This is a genomic window from Streptomyces sp. NPDC014861, from assembly GCF_043081625.1.
Classification (GTDB): domain Bacteria; phylum Actinomycetota; class Actinomycetes; order Streptomycetales; family Streptomycetaceae; genus Streptomyces.
This window is the reverse complement of record NZ_JBIBWV010000002.1, coordinates 238,264-253,680: the sequence shown is the minus strand read 5'-3', so window position 1 is coordinate 253,680 and position 15,417 is coordinate 238,264. Positions and strand designations below refer to the sequence as shown.

At 73.6% G+C, this 15,417-nt stretch carries 14 protein-coding genes; 5 read left to right on the top strand and 9 right to left on the bottom strand.

Annotated features, from left to right (window positions below; all coding sequences use genetic code 11):
• Positions 1–8 precede the first annotated feature (8 nt).
• The gene (locus ACF1BN_RS04935; protein WP_392330164.1) at positions 9–2,240 is read right to left on the bottom strand and encodes an ATP-dependent RecD-like DNA helicase; all 2,232 of its coding nucleotides are present in this window, start codon (positions 2,238–2,240) and stop codon (positions 9–11) included.
• Between the two features lie 99 nt (positions 2,241–2,339).
• Here ACF1BN_RS04935 and ACF1BN_RS04930 point away from each other — a divergent pair, with 99 nt between their 5' ends.
• The gene (locus tag ACF1BN_RS04930; RefSeq protein WP_392330163.1) at positions 2,340–2,807 is read left to right on the top strand and encodes a DUF937 domain-containing protein; all 468 of its coding nucleotides are present in this window, start codon (positions 2,340–2,342) and stop codon (positions 2,805–2,807) included.
• Positions 2,808–2,981: 174 nt separating this feature from the next.
• On the opposite strand, the gene ACF1BN_RS04925 is transcribed toward ACF1BN_RS04930, so the two are convergent.
• From ACF1BN_RS04925 to ACF1BN_RS04915, 3 genes are read right to left on the bottom strand one after another with little or no spacing between them, the layout of a single operon-like run.
• A complete protein-coding gene (locus ACF1BN_RS04925) occupies positions 2,982–3,755 on the bottom strand; it encodes a sugar phosphate isomerase/epimerase family protein (protein WP_392330485.1) in 774 nt (257 codons plus the stop codon).
• Positions 3,756–3,781: 26 nt separating this feature from the next.
• Positions 3,782–4,936 (bottom strand): dihydrodipicolinate synthase family protein, encoded by a 1,155-nt coding sequence (locus ACF1BN_RS04920; protein WP_392330162.1) that lies wholly within the window; start codon positions 4,934–4,936, stop codon positions 3,782–3,784.
• A complete protein-coding gene (locus tag ACF1BN_RS04915; protein ID WP_392330161.1) occupies positions 4,933–6,084 on the bottom strand; it encodes a Gfo/Idh/MocA family protein in 1,152 nt (383 codons plus the stop codon). Before ACF1BN_RS04915 ends, ACF1BN_RS04920 begins: the two co-directional genes overlap by 4 nt.
• Positions 6,085–6,236: 152 nt before the next feature.
• Between ACF1BN_RS04915 and ACF1BN_RS04910 the strand changes: the two genes are divergently transcribed.
• Positions 6,237–7,283, top strand: coding sequence for a LacI family DNA-binding transcriptional regulator (locus ACF1BN_RS04910; protein ID WP_392330160.1), 1,047 nt, complete (start codon positions 6,237–6,239; stop codon positions 7,281–7,283).
• Positions 7,284–7,323: 40 nt separating this feature from the next.
• On the top strand, positions 7,324–7,890 hold the full coding sequence (locus ACF1BN_RS04905) for a Uma2 family endonuclease (protein WP_392330159.1): 567 nt from the start codon (positions 7,324–7,326) through the stop codon (positions 7,888–7,890).
• 1 nt (position 7,891) lies between these two features.
• On the opposite strand, the gene ACF1BN_RS04900 is transcribed toward ACF1BN_RS04905, so the two are convergent.
• A complete protein-coding gene (locus tag ACF1BN_RS04900) occupies positions 7,892–8,458 on the bottom strand; it encodes an AAA family ATPase (RefSeq protein ID WP_392330158.1) in 567 nt (188 codons plus the stop codon).
• Positions 8,455–9,513, bottom strand: a complete 1,059-nt coding sequence (locus tag ACF1BN_RS04895) for an EamA family transporter (RefSeq protein ID WP_392330157.1) — start codon at positions 9,511–9,513, stop codon at positions 8,455–8,457. Before ACF1BN_RS04895 ends, ACF1BN_RS04900 begins: the two co-directional genes overlap by 4 nt.
• A 251-nt stretch (positions 9,514–9,764) precedes the next feature.
• Between ACF1BN_RS04895 and ACF1BN_RS04890 the strand changes: the two genes are divergently transcribed.
• The gene (locus ACF1BN_RS04890; RefSeq protein ID WP_392330156.1) at positions 9,765–10,676 is read left to right on the top strand and encodes a LysR family transcriptional regulator; all 912 of its coding nucleotides are present in this window, start codon (positions 9,765–9,767) and stop codon (positions 10,674–10,676) included.
• A gap of 204 nt (positions 10,677–10,880) precedes the next feature.
• Positions 10,881–12,707, top strand: coding sequence for a glycoside hydrolase family 3 protein (locus ACF1BN_RS04885; RefSeq protein WP_392330155.1), 1,827 nt, complete (start codon positions 10,881–10,883; stop codon positions 12,705–12,707).
• A 45-nt stretch (positions 12,708–12,752) separates the two neighbouring features.
• Here ACF1BN_RS04885 and ACF1BN_RS04880 read toward each other — a convergent pair whose 3' ends face one another.
• The 3 genes from ACF1BN_RS04880 to ACF1BN_RS04870 form a co-directional block, all read right to left on the bottom strand.
• Positions 12,753–14,201, bottom strand: coding sequence for an aminopeptidase (locus tag ACF1BN_RS04880; RefSeq protein WP_392330154.1), 1,449 nt, complete (start codon positions 14,199–14,201; stop codon positions 12,753–12,755).
• Between the two features lie 86 nt (positions 14,202–14,287).
• On the bottom strand, positions 14,288–14,662 hold the full coding sequence (locus tag ACF1BN_RS04875) for a hypothetical protein (protein ID WP_392330484.1): 375 nt from the start codon (positions 14,660–14,662) through the stop codon (positions 14,288–14,290).
• Positions 14,663–14,955: 293 nt separating this feature from the next.
• Complete coding sequence (locus ACF1BN_RS04870) at positions 14,956–15,384, bottom strand: hypothetical protein (RefSeq protein ID WP_392330153.1); 429 nt, start codon at positions 15,382–15,384, stop codon at positions 14,956–14,958.
• Positions 15,385–15,417 lie beyond the last annotated feature (33 nt).

Genomic DNA, 15,417 nt, shown 5'->3' with positions numbered 1-15,417 from the left:
GTGATCTTTCACACGGGGGCACCCCCTGTGAGCCGGTGAGCCAGTGCGGTAAAGCGCCGGCCCGCAGAGACCGTACGGACCGCCTGGGCGATCGCGCGGCGCGAGCCGACCAGCACCACGAGCTTCCGCGCCCGGGTCACGGCCGTGTAGAGCAGGTTCCGCTGGAGCATCATCCACGCACTCATCGTGACCGGGATCACCACGGCCGGATACTCGCTGCCCTGCGAACGGTGGATGGTCACCGCGTAGGCGTGGGACAGCTCGTCCAGCTCGTCGAAGCTGTACGGCACCTCCTCGTCCTCGTCCGTCCGCACGGTGAGGCACTGCTCCACGGGGTCCAGCGCGGTCACCACCCCGACCGTACCGTTGAAGACCCCGTTCGCCCCCTTCTCATAGTTGTTCCTGATCTGGGTGACCTTGTCCCCCACGCGGAAGACCCGGCCGCCGAACCGCTTCTCCGGGAGGTCCGGGCGGGCCGGGGTGATCGCCTGCTGGAGCAGCCCGTTCAGCGCGCCCGCGCCGGCGGGGCCGCGGTGCATGGGGGCGAGGACCTGCACGTCCCGGCGCGGGTCGAGGCCGAATCTGGCGGGAATCCGCCGGGCCGCGACCTCGACGGCGACCCGGGCCGCGTCCTCCGTCTCCTCCTCCGCGAAGAGGAAGAAGTCCGGAAGCCCCTGGGTGCGGGGCGGGGTGCCCGCGTTGATCAGATGCGCGTTGGTCACCACGCCGGACTCCTGCGCCTGGCGGAAGATCCGGGTCAGCCGGACCGCGGGGACCGGGCTGCCGGGGGCCAGGAGGTCGCCCAGGACCTCGCCGGCGCCGACCGAGGGCAGCTGGTCGACGTCCCCCACCAGGAGCAGGTGGGCACCCGGGGCGACCGCCTTGACCAGCTTGTTCGCGAGCAGCAGGTCCAGCATCGACGCCTCGTCGACCACCACGAGGTCGGCGTCGAGCGGCCGGTCCCGGTCGTACGCCGCGTCCCCGCCGGGCCGCAGCTCCAGGAGGCGGTGGACGGTGGACGCCTCGGCGCCGGTCAGCTCCGCCAGCCGCTTGGCCGCGCGGCCCGTCGGCGCCGCCAGGACCACCTTGGCCTTCTTGGCCCGGGCCAGCTCCACGACGGAGCGGACGGTGAAGGACTTGCCGCAGCCGGGGCCGCCGGTGAGGACCGCGACCTTCTCCGTCAGGGCGAGCCGGACGGCCTGCTCCTGCTCGGGCGCCAGGGTGGCCCCCGTACGGTCCGCGAGCCACGCCAGCGCCTTGTCCCAGGCCACGTCCCGGAAGGCGGGCATCCGGTCGTCCGGGGCGCGCAGCAGGCGCCGCAGCTGCCCGGCGAGGGAGAGCTCGGCCCGGTGGAAGGGGATCAGGTAGACGGCCGTGACCGGGGCGCCCTCCGGGCCGGGGACCGTCTCCCTGACCACCCCTTCGGGGTCCTCCGCCAGCTCGGCGAGGCACTCGATGACGAGCCCGGTGTCCACCTGGAGCAGCTTCACGGAGTCGGCGATCAGCCGCTCCTCGGGGAGGAAGCAGTGCCCCTGGTCGCTGGACTGGGACAGGGCGTACTGGAGCCCGGCCTTCACCCGATCGGGGCTGTCGTGCGGGATGCCGACGGCCTGCGCGATCCGGTCGGCGGTGAGGAAGCCGATGCCCCACACGTCGGCGGCGAGGCGGTACGGCTGGTCGCGCACGACGGAGATGGAGCCGTCGCCGTACTGCTTGTAGATCCGGACGGCGATGGAGGTGGAGACGCCGACGGTCTGGAGGAAGACCATCACCTCCTTGATCGCCTTCTGCTCCTCCCAGGCGCCCACGATGTTCCTGGTCCGCTTGGGGCCGAGGCCGGGCACCTCGATGAGGCGGCCGGGATCCTCCTCCAGGACGTCGAGGGTCGCCAGGCCGAAGTGGGTCGTGATGCGGTCGGCGAAGACGGGGCCGATACCCTTGATCAGCCCGGAGCCGAGATACCGGCGGATGCCCTGGACGGTGGCGGGCAGCACGGTCGTGTAGTTGTCCACCAGGAACTGCCGGCCGTACTGCGGGTGGGAGCCCCAGCGCCCCTCCATCCGCAGCGACTCCCCCGGCTGGGCGCCGAGCAGGGCGCCGACGACGGTGAGCAGGTCGCCGGCGCCTCGGCCGGTGTCGACCCGGGCGACCGTGTAGCCGCTCTCCTCGTTGGCGTACGTGATCCTCTCCAGCACGCCTTCCAGCACGGCGGGGCGGTGCGACTGACCCTCGTTGGACATGGCCCGACGGTAGCGAAGGCCACCGACAGGGCGGGCGGACCTGTGGACAACTCCCGCCCCGGGGTGCCGATCAGAGGGATGAACCGTAGCGTTTCGGTCATGAGCGAGAGCAGTCACTCCTTCCAGGACGAGGTCCTGGACGAACTCGGCGAGGACCGTCTGGCGGAGATCGCCGCGCTCGCCGGCACCGACACGGCCGGCGCGCGTGCGCTCGTCGACGGCTCGGTCGCGGAGCTGTCCGGCGAGCTGCGGCAGGCGGCGGCGGAACCGGGCAGCGCGGACGAGGTCAAGGCCGCCGTCGACGAGGTCACCTCCGAGGAGCCGCCGCTCCAGGGCGTCGCCTCCTTCGGCGGCCTCGCGGCGGGCGGCCTGATGGCCGGCGTCCTCGCCAAGCTGGCGAGACCCGCCGCCAACGCCGTCGCCAAGCGCACCGGCCTCCCCCCGGCCACCGTGAACCGCGCGGTGGACCTGCTGGTCCCCGTGGTGCTCGCGGTCCTGACGCGGCGCGCCACGGCGAAGAAGGGCGGCGGGGGGCTGGGCGACCTGCTGGGCGGCGGGAAGAAGTAGCCCGGCCCCGCCGCACACGGGGCCGGGCCGGGAGAGCCCCCGCCGCGCACGCGGGGGCGTGGCCCATGGGATCCAGGATCTTGGATCTTGGATCCAGGCGTATGGATCCTGGATCCTGGAGGTCGGATCCTGGATCCCACCTCCTGGATCCAAGATCCAGAATCAAGCCGCGGCTCAGACCTTCAGGAACGCGTCCACCGTCTCCTCCAGCACCTCGACCCCGTCCCTCGCCCAGAGACCGGCGTTGAAGAGCTCGACCTCGACGGGGCCCGTGTAGCCAGCCCGGTCGAGGAGCGACGCCCACCGGCCCAGGTCGATCACGCCGGTGCCCAGCTGCCCGCGCCCGTGGAGGACGCCCTCCGGGAGGGGGGTGGTCCAGTCGGCGAGCTGGAAGGAGTGGATGCGGCCCTGCGCGCCCGCGCGTTCGACCGCCGCCGGGGCGCGCTCGTCCCACCAGAGGTGGTACGTGTCGACGGTGACGCCGACCTGCTCGGCCGGGAAGCGCTCGGCGATGTCCAGGGCCTGGTCCAGGGTGGAGATCGCGCAGCGGTCGGAGGCGTACATGGGGTGGAGGGGCTCGATGGCGAGGCGGACCCCGCGCGCGCCCGCGTAGGGGGCGAGCGCGCCGATCGCGTCCGCGATGCGCGCGCGTGCTCCGGGCAGGTCGCGGCTGCCGGCGGGCAGTCCGCCGGAGACCAGGACGAGGGTGTCGGTGCCGAGCGCCGCCGCCTCGTCGATCGCCGCCCGGTTGTCGGCCTCCCAGCCGTCGCTGGTGAAGAAGCCGCCGCGGCAGAGGGTGGTGACGGCGAGACCGGCGTCCCGCACCAGGGTGGCCGCCGCCTCGATCCCGTACTCCTTCACCGGGTCGCGCCAGAGGCCGATGCCGGGGACGCCGAGGCGGACGCACTCCTCCACCAGGGCGGGCAGCGGGAGCTGCTTCACCGTCATCTGGTTGATGCTGAGGCGGTCGAGGTTCACTGAGGGACTCCGTGCACGGTGAGGAGGGCGCTCATCCGGGCCTGCGCGCGGGCCGGGTCCGGGAAGAGGCCGAGGCCGTCGGCGAGTTCGTAGGCGCGGGCCAGGTGCGGCAGGGAGCGGGCCGAGTGGAGTCCGCCGACCATGGTGAAGTGCTCCTGGTGGCCCGCGAGCCAGGCGAGGAGGACGACGCCCGTCTTGTAGTAGCGGGTCGGCGGCTCGAAGAGGTGCCGGGAGAGGGCGACCGTCGGGTCGAGGAGCTTGCGGAAGCCGTCCGTGTCCCCGGTGTCGAGGGTTCTGACCGCCTCCGCCGCCAGCGGGCCGAGCGGGTCGAAGATGCCGAGCAGGGCGTGGCTGAACCCCTGGTCGTCGCCCGCGATCAGCTCCGGGTAGTGGAAGTCGTCGCCGGTGTAGCAGCGGACGCCCTCGGGGAGGCGGCGGCGGAGCGCGACCTCGCGGCCCGCGTCGAGGAGGGAGATCTTGACGCCGTCGACCTTGTCGGGGTGGGCGGCGACGACCTCCAGGAACGTCTCGGTGGCCGCGTCGAGGTCGGCGGAGCCCCAGTACCCCTCCAGGGCCGGGTCGAACATCGGGCCCAGCCAGTGCAGGACCACGGGCTCGGCTGCCTGGCGCAGCAGGTGGCCGTAGAGGTCGAGGTAGTCCTCCGGGCCGGCGGCCGCGGCGGCCAGCGCGCGGGAGGCCATCAGGATCGCCCGGGCGCCGGACTCCTCGACGACGGCGAGCTGTTCCTCGTACGCGGCCCGGATCTCCGGCAGCGTGGCGGGGCCGGTGAGCTGGTCGGTGCCGACCCCGCAGGCGATCAGGCCGCCGACGGCCCTCGCCTCGGCGGCGCTGCGGCGGATCAGTTCGGCCGCGCCCGTCCAGTCGAGGCCCATGCCGCGCTGGGCGGTGTCCATGGCCTCCGCGACGCCGAGCCCGTGGGACCACAGGTGACGGCGGAAGGCGAGGGTGGCGTCCCAGTCGACGGCGGCGGGGCCGTCGGGGGTGGTGTCGGCGTAGGGGTCGGCGACGACGTGGGCGGCGGAGAAGACGGTGCGGGAGGTCGGCGGGCCTGCCGCGGCGGGGGCGAGCGGTTCGGCGCGGGGCCGGTACGCGCGCGTGCCGCCGCCCGGGAGGGGGAGGTGGAGGGTCACAGGGAGACCTCCGGGACGTCGAGGCGGCGGCCCTCGGCGGCGGATCTCAGGCCGAGCTCGGCGAGCTGGACGCCGCGGGCGCCGGCGAGCAGGTCCCAGTGGTAGGGCTCGTCGAGGACGACGTGGCGGAGAAAGAGCTCCCACTGGGCCTTGAAGCCGTTGTCGAACTCGGCGTTGTCGGGGACCTCCTGCCACTGGTCGCGGAAGGAGTAGGTGGCGGGGATGTCGGGGTTCCAGACCGGCTTGGGGGTGAGTCCGCGGTGCTGGACCCGGCAGTCGCGGAGCCCGGCGACGGCGGAGCCCTCGGTGCCGTCGACCTGGAACTCGACGAGTTCGTCGCGGTGGACGCGGACCGCCCAGGAGGAGTTGATCTGGGCGATGGCGCCGCCCTCCAGGTGGAAGGTGCCGTAGGCGGCGTCGTCGGCGGTGGCGTCGTACGGCTTGCCCTCCTCGTCCCAGCGGCGCGGGACGTGGGTGGCGATCTCGGCGGAGACGGCGGTGACCCGGCCGAAGAGCTCGTGGAGCACGTACTCCCAGTGCGGGAACATGTCGACGACGATGCCGCCGCCGTCCTCGGAGCGGTAGTTCCAGCTGGGGCGCTGGGCCTCCTGCCAGTCGCCCTCGAAGACCCAGTAGCCGAACTCGCCGCGCACGGACAGGATCTCGCCGAAGAAGCCGCCGTCGATGAGCCGCTTGAGCTTCAGCAGGCCGGGGAGGAAGAGCTTGTCCTGGACGACGCCGTGCTTGATCCCCTTGTCCGCGGCGAGCCGGGCGAGGTCGAGGGCGCCCGCGAAGTCGGCGGCGGTGGGCTTCTCGGTGTAGATGTGCTTGCCGGCCTCGATCGCCTTGGTGAGGGCATCGACGCGCGCGGAGGTGACCTGGGCGTCGAAGTAGACGTCGACGGAGTCGTCGGCGAGGACGGCGTCGAGGTCGGTGGACCACTCGGTGAGGCCGTGCTTCTCGGCGAGGGCGCGCAGGGCGTGCTCGCGGCGGCCGACCAGGACCGGCTCGGGCCAGATGACCTGGCCGTCGCCGAGGTCGAGGCCGCCCTGCTCGCGGAGGGCGAGGATCGAGCGGACGAGGTGCTGGCGGTAGCCCATGCGTCCGGTGACGCCGTTCATGGCGATGCGGACTGTCCTGCGTGTCATGGATTGTTCCTCCCCGACGGGCCTGCGCCCTCGTTCTGGCGTGGAAAAAGGACGGAAAGCGCTTTCGACGCGACGATAGAAAGCGCTTTCTGCCACGGATGACGCTAGCCTGCCGACATCACGCCGGACAAGGCCCTGGAGGTACGCACGCGATGACCGTCACGCTGTCGGACGTGGCCGCCCGCGCCCGCGTCTCCCCCGCGACCGTCTCCCGGGTCCTGAACGGCAACTACCCGGTGGCCGCGTCGACGCGGGAACGGGTCCTGAAGGCGGTCGAGGAGCTGGACTACGTCCTCAACGGGCCCGCGAGCTCGCTCGCCGCCGCCACCTCCGATCTGGTCGGGGTACTGGTCAACGACATCGCCGACCCCTTCTTCGGGATCATGGCGAGCGCGGCGCAGAGCGCGATCGGCGAGGGCGGATCGGGCCGGGCGGGCGGCGAGAAGCTGGCCGTCGTCTGCAACACCGGCGGCTCCCCCGAGCGCGAGCTGACCTACCTCACGCTGCTCCAGCGGCAGCGCGCCGCCGCCGTCATCCTCATGGGCGGCTCGCTGGAGGACCCGGAGCACCTGGCCGCGACCGCCGCCAAGCTGTCCCGGATGGCCGAGGCCGGGACACGGGTCGTGCTGTGCGGCCGGCCGCCCGCACCGGGGGACGCGCACACCGCCGCGCTGGTCTTCGACAACCGCGCCGGGGGCCGCCGGCTCACCCGCCATCTGCTCGACCTCGGCCACACCCGGATCGGTTACGTCGCGGGCCCCGCCGACCGCACCACCACCCGCCACCGCCTGGAGGGCCACCGGGAGGCCCTCGCGGCGGCGGGCGTCGCCGAGGGGCCGACCGTCCACGGCCCGTACGACCGGGCCGCCGGCCACGCGGCCGTCGCCGGGCTCCTGGACCGCGAACCGGAGCTCACGGCGATCGTCGCCGCCAACGACACGGTGGCGCTGGGCGTCTGCGCCGCCCTGCGGGAACGGGGCCTGTCGATCCCCGGCGACGTCTCGGTGGCCGGCTTCGACGACCTCCCGTTCTCGGTCGACGCGGTGCCGGCGCTGACGACCGTACGCCTCCCGCTCCACGAGTCGGGGGTGCGCGCCGGGCGGCTGGCCATGGGCACGGAGGAGGCTCCGGCGGGCGGCGCGGAGGCGGTCCCGGGCGAGCTGGTCGTCAGGGACTCGACGGCGGTCCCGCGGGGATGAACCCGGCTATCGTGGGACTCGACGGCATACGGAGGCCCGCATGACGACGACAGAGGTGGACGCCCGGAGCGCGTGGGACGCGCTGGAGGACGCCAAGCTGCCCAGCGGCTATCACGTCGAGATCACAGACGGGAAGATCATCATGACGCCGCAAGGCAGGGATCAGTGGAAGGTGATCCTCAAAGCCGCGCCCCAGATCGAGCAGCAGCTCGCAGGCCACGGCGAGATCCTCTCGGACGTCATGATCGATTTCCCGTCGAGCCTGTACGGCTACGCGCCCGATCTCGCCGTCGTCGCGCCCGGCTCCGAGCTCAACAGCCGCGGCCGATACGAGTGGCACGACCTCGAAGCAGTCCTGGAAGTCGTCTCCGCGAGCACCCGGGACAACGACTTCGAGAAGAAGTTCCGGATGTACGCCAGGAGCACGATTCCGCTGTACGTGATCATCGATCCGTCCGACCGAACCTGCACGATGCACCGTGACCCCACGGCTGCCGGCACCTACGCGCAGGAGGAGAAGATCCCCTTCGGCGAGGATCTGGTCCTCCCCCTCGAAGGCCGCGAGATCGTCGTGAAGACCGACGGGTTCCCGCGCGCCGGGGACTGAGCTACCCGGCGGCGGGGTCCAGGCCCGTCGCCGCGAGGACCGCGTCGACGGTCTCCTCGACCGTCCGGTCGCCGTTGTCGATCCAGACGCCCTGGCCGGAGAGTTCGGCGCGCATGGCCTCGTCCAGGAAGGACCAGTCGGTGGTGAGGCGCTTGTGGCGGGCGTCGTTGCGCTCCCGGGCCCGGTCCGGGCCGGGGGCCAGGATCACCACCCGGAGCGGGACCGCCGCCATCGCGCTCCGGTAGAAGTCCAGGTGGGAGCGGCGTACCACCACGTCGTCGAGGACCGGCAGGAAGCCGGCGGCGGCGAAGCTGCCCGCCAGGAGGCAGGCGCCCCGGGCGCGCAGGAGGATCTGGCGGTCCGCCTCCGGGTCGCCCTCCGGGGTCGGCCACCGGCCGCCGCTGACGATCAGCTCCTGGAGGTGGTCGACCTCGATGTGCGCGGCACGCGCGAACCGCGCGGCGAGAGCCGCCGACACCGTCGACTTGCCGCTGCCGGGGATGCCGGCGAGGAGCAGCGCGCCGGGCGCGGGGACGGCGGTGTCGACGGTCACGTGCTCGAAGGTCATACGGGCCTTTCCTCGCGGGGCGGAGCCACGGACGAAGCCCCGGGCGAAGCCGCGGACGGAGCCATGGGCTGAACCGCCGACGGAGCCGCAGACTGAGCCACGGGCTGAGCCGCGGGCTGAGCCGCCGACGGAGCCACGGACGATACGGGGGCGGGCGACCGGCGCACCAGCGGTTTCCGGTCCGGCTCCGGAGACCCCGGCTTCCGCGCCGCCAGGGACGTCAGCGCCACTCCGCCGACGAGCAGCGCCGCCGCCACCCAGCGCAGCGGACTCACCGGCTCGCCGAGGAAGAGCGCGGCGGAGGACATGCCGAAGACGGGGACGAGGAGCGAGAAGGGGGCGACGGAGGAGGCGGGGTGACGGCGCAGCAGCCAGCCCCAGGCGCCGAAGCCGAAGACGGTGGCGACCCAGGCGACGTAGACGATGACGCCCACGCCGGTCCAGTCCAGGGCGCGCAGCGCGGCCAGGTCCCGCTCGGGGCCCTCCAGCAGGAGGGACAGGCCGAGCAGCGGCAGGACGGGGACGGTGCTGACCCAGACCATCCAGTTGAGCGCGTCGGGCGGGGCGGCCCTGCGGGTGCAGACGTTGGAGACACCCCAGGCGGCGGCAGCGGCGATGACCAGGACGAAGCCGGTGACCGGCCCCGAGGTGCCCTCGTCGACGGCGGCGACTCCGATGCCCGCGAGGGCGACCGCCATGCCGAGGAGGGCGCGCCGGGCGGGGCGCTCGCCGAGGACGGCGAAGGCGAGGAGGGCGGTGAAGACGGCCTGCACCTGGAGCACCAGAGAGGAGAGCCCGGCGGGGGCGCCGAGGTCCATGCCGAGGAAGAGGAGGCCGAACTTGGCGACGCCCAGGGCGAGTCCGACGGCGATGATCCACTTCCAGGCGACCTTGGGGCGACCGACGAGGAAGACCGCGGGCAGGGCGGCGACGAGGAAGCGGAGCGCGGAGAAGAGCAGCGGCGGGAAGTGGTCGAGGCCGATCTCGATGACGACGAAGTTGACCCCCCAGACCGCGGCGACGAGCGCGGCGAGGGCGATGTGTGCGGGGCGCATGCAGGCGAGCATGACCGGCCGGGACCGTGTAGCACCAGCACAGGTCTCTTCATGGTTGGATGAAGTGTTGCTACATCCTCCTGCTCCGACTGCCCCACCTGCCCCACCCGTCCCGCCGCGCACTCCGCCCGGGCCGCCCGGGCCGCACGAACAGTCCGAGCCGTCCAGGCCGCCCAAGCCGTCCCAGCCAGCCCAGCCGCCCAAGCCGCCCAAGCCGTCCCAGCCGCCCCAGCCGCCCACCGGAGGTTCCCGTGCTCGATCTCGGCCGTCTGCGCGCTCTGCACGCCGTCTCCGTCCACGGGAGCGTGGGCGCCGCCGCGGCGGCGCTCGGCTACACCCCGTCGGCGGTGTCGCAGCAGATCGCGAAGCTGGAACGGGAGACCCGGACGACCCTGCTCGAACGGAGCGGGCGGGGCGTCCGCCTCACTGACGAGGCGCGCCAACTCGCCTCCACCGCACGCGAGTTGCTGGCCCTGGTGGAGGAGGCGGAGGTACGCCTGGAGGAGCGGCGCGGGCTGCCGGCCGGACGGCTGTCGATCGGCTGCTTCCCGAGCGCGGCACGCGGCCTGATGCCCCGGGTGCTGGCGGACCTGGCCGTCCGCCATCCGGGTCTGGACGCCCGGCTGACCGAGGTGGACCCGCACCTGTCGGTGGATCTCGTGGGCCGCGGGGTGCTCGACCTCGCGGTCGCCCACGACTGGGACATCGCCCCGCTTCCGGCGCCTCCCGGGGTGGAGCAGGCGGTGATCGGCGACGACGGCTGCGACATCCTGGTGCACCGGGACCATCCGCTGGCGGGCCGGCGGTCGGTGCGGCGGGAGGAGCTGGCGGACGAGCGGTGGATCTCGCAGCCGCCGGGGACGGTGTGCCACGACTGGCTGGAGCGGACGCTGCGGGCGACCGGGGTGGAGCCGCTGATCGTCCATCAGGCGGAGGAGAACCACACACAGGTCGCGCTGGTCGCGGCCGGTCTCGGCATCGCGCTCGTCCCCCGGCTCGGGCGCGGCGGGCTGCCGTCCGAGGTGGCGCCGCTGCGGCTCGACCCGGCACCGACGCGCCGGCTGCACGCGCTGTGGCGGACGGGTGCGGCGCGCCGCCCGGCGATCCGGGAGACGGTCCGTACGCTCCAGGAGCTGTGGCCGTCGATCGCGGCGGCGGCCTGAACCGGCGCGGAACCCCGCCCCTCCCCCTTCACCCTCCCCCCTCCCGAGCCCCTCCCTCCCCCTCCCCCGCTCCCTCTTCTTCGGCGATTCGTGCGGGAATCCTTGACCTGGTAGTTACTTTCAGACTATCCGTTCGTCTTGGCAGTTTCTTTCACCCCTCGCTGCCGTCTCCGCTGTCACCCTGCACGGCCGGAAGGAGCACCAGTGCCCCACCCCGCCCCCACCCGCCGCACCCTGCTCGCCGTCACCGCCGCCGCGGCCGCCGCCGCGGCCACCGGAGCCGTCACCCCCGCCGCCGCCCACGCCCCCGCCACCGACGCCAGGACCGAGCGGTGGCTCCGCCGGATCGTCGGGCGGATGTCGCTGGAGGAGAAGGTCGGCCAGGTCTTCGTCTCCCGGGTGTACGGCCACTCGGCCACCGCCCCCGACCAGGCGGACGTGGACGCCAACCTCCGTGAGCTCGGGGTCCGTACGGCCGCCGAGCTGATCGAGCGCTACCACCTCGGCGGGGTCATCTACTTCGCCTGGGCGCACAACACCCGCGACCCGCAGCAGATCGCGGCGCTCTCCAACGGCATCCAGACCGCCGCGCTCTCCGGGGGCACCCCCGTGCCCCTGCTGATCTCCACCGACCAGGAGCACGGCATCGTCTGCCGGGTCGGCGAGCCCGCCACCCTGCTGCCCGGCGCGATGGCGCTCGGCGCGGGCGGCTCCCCGGCGGACACCCGCAGGGCGGCCGGGATCGCCGGCGCCGAACTCGCCGCGCTGGGCATCCGGCAGAACTACGCCCCCGTCGCCGACGTCAACGTGAACCCGGCCAACCCGGTCATCGGCGTCCGCTCCCTCGGCTCCGACCCGCGCGCGGTCTCCGCCCTGGTCACCGCCCAGATCCGCGGCTACCAGGGCTCCGGCGTCGCCGCCACCGCCAAGCACTTCCCCGGCCACGGCGACACGGCCGTGGACAGCCACTACGGCCTGCCGGTCATCACCCACACCCGCGCGCAGTGGGCCGAGCTCGACGCCCCGCCGTTCCGCGCCGCGATCGCCGCAGGCATCGACGCGATCATGACGGCCCATCTCGTCGTCCCGGCACTCGACCCGTCCGAGGACCCGGCGACGCTCTCGTACCCGATCCTCACCGGTGTGCTCCGTGAGGAGCTCGGCTACGACGGGGTGGTGGTGACCGACGCCCTCGACATGCAGGGCGTCCGGACCAAGTACGGCGACGACCGGGTGCCGGTGCTGGCCCTCAAGGCCGGCGTGGACCAGCTGCTGAACCCGCCGAAGCTCGACGTGGCCTGGAACGCGGTGATCGCGGCCGTGCGCGGCGGGGAGCTGACAGAGGAGCGCCTCGACGAATCGGTTCTGCGGATCCTGCGGCTGAAGGCCCGGCGGGGCCTCCTCACGGACCCGTACACGAGCCGGCGGGAGGTGGCCGCGACCGTCGGCACCGCCCGGCACCTCGCCGAGGCCGACCGGATCGCCGAGCGGACCACCACGCTGCTGGTCAACGAGGACGGCTTCCTGCCGCTGCGCCCGGCCTCGCACGGGAAGGTCCTGGTCGTCGGCGCCGACCCCGCCTCCCCGTCCGGGACGACGGGACCGCCGACCACCACCCTAGGCGGGGCGCTACGCGAACTGGGCTTCACGCCCACCGTGCTGTCCACCGGGATCACCCCGACGGCGGACCGGATCGAGGAGGCGGTGGCGGCGGCGGCCGGCCAGGACGTGATCGTCGTGGGCACGTACAACGTCACGGCGGCGAGCCCGCAGCGGACGCTGGTGGCGCGGCTGGTGGCGACCGGGGTGCCGGTGGTGACGGTCGCGATCCGCAACCCGTACGACGTGGCCCGGATCTCCGGGCAGCGGGCCACCCTCGCCGCCTACTCCTGGACCGACGTGGAACTCCGCGCCGCCGTGCGGGTGCTGGCCGGGCGGGCCAGACCGCGCGGACGGCTGCCGGTGCCGGTGCGGAGCGCCGACGACCCGGCGGTGACGCTCTACCCGGTCGGGTTCGGCCTCTCGTACTGACGGGCGGGGTGCGGCTCCCTCACGGGCCGCACCCCACCGGCGGGGCTACGGCCGCAGGCCGTGCTCCTTCGTCACGTCGTCGTCCACCGGCTTGTCCAGGCGGGCGTCGAAGCGCGCCAGCGGCCGGGCCGCCTCGACCGCGGGGGCGTCCACACCGGCCCAGGCCAGGATGCGGGCGGTGGCCTTCTCGCGCTCGGCGTCGGCGAGTCCGGCGACACTCGCGCCGTGGTTGGCTCCCGGCGCGGTGAAGACGTAACTGTCCCGGGCGCCCTTGCCGAGGCGGAAGGGCTCGGCGCTCCACGGGTCGTTCTCGCCGTTGACGAAGAGCATCCGGTTCGCGTTCTTCCGGACCCAGTCGTCGACGTCCCGCATCACCTGCGGTTTGAACTTCATGGGGATCTCGCGGGGCACGAAGTTCGAGGCGGGCTGGTAGCCGTAGCGGCTCAGGCCGCGCAGGTGCGGCTGCTTGATGCTGGGCGAGCCGAGCTCGGTGGCCGCCTGGTAGTAGTACGGCGTGTAGTACTCCAGGCCCTGGTCGGTGTAGGCGCCCCAGCCGGCGTAGGCGTCGATCGTCTCGTAGACGGTGTCGTCGCTCGCGGTCCGCGCGTCCGGGATCGTGTCGCAGACGTCCTCGCCGTAGTACTGCCAGAAGCCCCAGACGAAGTCGAGGACGGTCGCCTCCCACGCCTTGTCGAGCGAGCCGACCGTGTGGAAGGTGGCGCCCTCGGTCGCGACCCACGCCTTGAACTTCTCCTGGAGCGGGCCGCGGCGCAGCAGGGCCTCGCGCTGCATGGTGTTCAGGCGGTCGCGGCACTCCTTGGTGCCGACGTTCGCGAAGAACCGGTCGTAGGCCGAGTCCTCCTTGTTCACGACGTCGTTGGGGGCCACGTAGGCGACGACGCCGTCCATGTCGCGCGGGTAGAAGCGCTCGTAGTAGGTGGCGGTCATGCCGCCCTTGGAGCCGCCGGTGGAGAGCCAGTTCTCGCCGTAGACCTTCTTCAGCGCGGTGAAGATCCGGTGCTGGTCGGTGGCGGCCTGCCAGATGTCGAGCTTGGACCAGTCGGCGGGCGCCGGACGGGACGGCGTGAAGAAGCGGTACTCCATGGAGATCTGGTTGCCGTCGATGATCCGGGTCGGCTCCGCCCGGCTCGGGGTGGTGCTCAGGCCGTAGCCGCTGGTGCGGAAGACGGTGGGGCGGTCGGTGCCCTTGTGGAGCACCGAGATCCGCTGCTGGAACGTGCCGGCCCAGGGCCGCTTGTGGTCGATCGGCTGCTCGTAGTTCAGGACGAGGAAGCGGTAGCCGGCGTACGGCTTCTCCTCGATCAGGCTCATCCCGGGGATCGCCAGGAGGCGGTCCTTGATGTCCGGGCCCGGCGCGTCGGCGACGATGCCGGCGGACTCCGTGCCGGCGGCGGTGGCGGTGGCCACGCCGGTGGAGCCCACGGTGCCTATGAGCACCGAAAGCGACAGCATCAGTCTCAGCGACTTACGCATGCACCCTCCCATGATTCACAACGGTGCCGTGAACCTAGCGGGGTGAACGTCCGGGCCGCCAGACCCGGTTGAGCCTTACCTCTGCATCAGCACAGGATCCAGCCGGTGGCGGTGGAGCGCCCGGAGACGGTCGCGGTGGCGCGGACGCAGCGGTTGAGCGCGTGCACGGTCACCGGACCGGCCTGCCGGCTCCAGCGCCCGGAGACGACGGCGGCCCGGCCGCCGCGCGGCTGGAGGGTGACCTTCATGGGCCGCGGCGCGCCGGGCCGCTTGGCGAGGACGAGCGCGCAGGCGTAGTGGCGGGTGCGGTAGAGGCGCAGCTCGCCGGTGCTGAAGGACACCGTGCGGGCGGGCCGCCCGTGGCAGACGGAGACCGCGTCGGCGGTGCCCGTGCCCGGTCCCGCGAGCGTCAGGAGCCCGGCGGCGAGGACGAGGACGAGGCCGTACGCGACGGGGTGCACGCGCGCGCGTGCCACGGCCCGCGCGAGGCCGCTGCGGAGCGCGGCGAGCGGACCCCGGAGGCCGTCCCGGGCCACGCCGTCGGCGGGCACGGGCGCGGGCGTGCGGGAGGGGGCGGGTGCCGGCAGGGCCGCGGGCGCGGCGGCGCGGGGTCTGCCGGGGGCCGCCTGCGCGTGCGCCGCCCGCCGTCGGTCCCCTGTGCCTCCGGACATGCCCGTTCCTCCCCCGCCGTCCGTTCGCCCGTACAGGCTTACGACGTCCTGGACGTCCGTACGGTTGCCCCCGGCGGTCGCCGTCACGGCAGGAAGTAGCCCATGACCAGGCAGAGGAAGATCGACTCCGCGCCGATCAGCGTCCACAGGGCGGCCCGGCGGGCCCGGGTGGGCGGGGCCCCGTCCGGGACGGTGAGCGCCCGCAGCCAGGCGCCGCCCGCGACGGCCAGGGTGGTCGCGTACAGCCAGCCGGGGATCTCCCGGCAGGTCCCGCGCATCACGCACGCCGAGCCCGCCTCGGTGGAGAGGACCAGCATCACGCCGAGGAGCGTCGCGGGCAGGAACAGCAGCCCGGCCCAGAGCGCGGCGCGGCGCAGCGCCCGGGCCTCCAGGTAGGGGATCGCGGCGGGCGCCGGGTCCGTGTCCGGGGCGGGGGCACCGGGCGCGTCCGGGCGATCGGCGGGGGTCGCGGGGGCCGGGGCGGGGGCGTTCGGGCCGCCGGTGTCGTTCATGCCACCGATCCAACCCGGGCCGCCCCGGCCCCG

What these genes read in the sequence shown, in the direction of transcription:
- ACF1BN_RS04935 (WP_392330164.1), bottom strand. Translation starts at nt 2,240, where the DNA reads ATGTCCAACGAGGGTCAGTCGCACCGCCCCGCCGTGCTGGAAGGCGTG.
- ACF1BN_RS04930 (WP_392330163.1), top strand. Translation starts at nt 2,340, where the DNA reads ATGAGCGAGAGCAGTCACTCCTTCCAGGACGAGGTCCTGGACGAACTC.
- ACF1BN_RS04925 (WP_392330485.1), bottom strand. Translation starts at nt 3,755, where the DNA reads ATGACGGTGAAGCAGCTCCCGCTGCCCGCCCTGGTGGAGGAGTGCGTC.
- ACF1BN_RS04915 (WP_392330161.1), bottom strand. Translation starts at nt 6,084, where the DNA reads ATGACACGCAGGACAGTCCGCATCGCCATGAACGGCGTCACCGGACGC.
- ACF1BN_RS04910 (WP_392330160.1), top strand. Translation starts at nt 6,237, where the DNA reads ATGACCGTCACGCTGTCGGACGTGGCCGCCCGCGCCCGCGTCTCCCCC.
- ACF1BN_RS04905 (WP_392330159.1), top strand. Translation starts at nt 7,324, where the DNA reads ATGACGACGACAGAGGTGGACGCCCGGAGCGCGTGGGACGCGCTGGAG.
- ACF1BN_RS04900 (WP_392330158.1), bottom strand. Translation starts at nt 8,458, where the DNA reads ATGACCTTCGAGCACGTGACCGTCGACACCGCCGTCCCCGCGCCCGGC.
- ACF1BN_RS04895 (WP_392330157.1), bottom strand. Translation starts at nt 9,513, where the DNA reads ATGCGCCCCGCACACATCGCCCTCGCCGCGCTCGTCGCCGCGGTCTGG.
- ACF1BN_RS04880 (WP_392330154.1), bottom strand. Translation starts at nt 14,201, where the DNA reads ATGCGTAAGTCGCTGAGACTGATGCTGTCGCTTTCGGTGCTCATAGGC.
- ACF1BN_RS04870 (WP_392330153.1), bottom strand. Translation starts at nt 15,384, where the DNA reads ATGAACGACACCGGCGGCCCGAACGCCCCCGCCCCGGCCCCCGCGACC.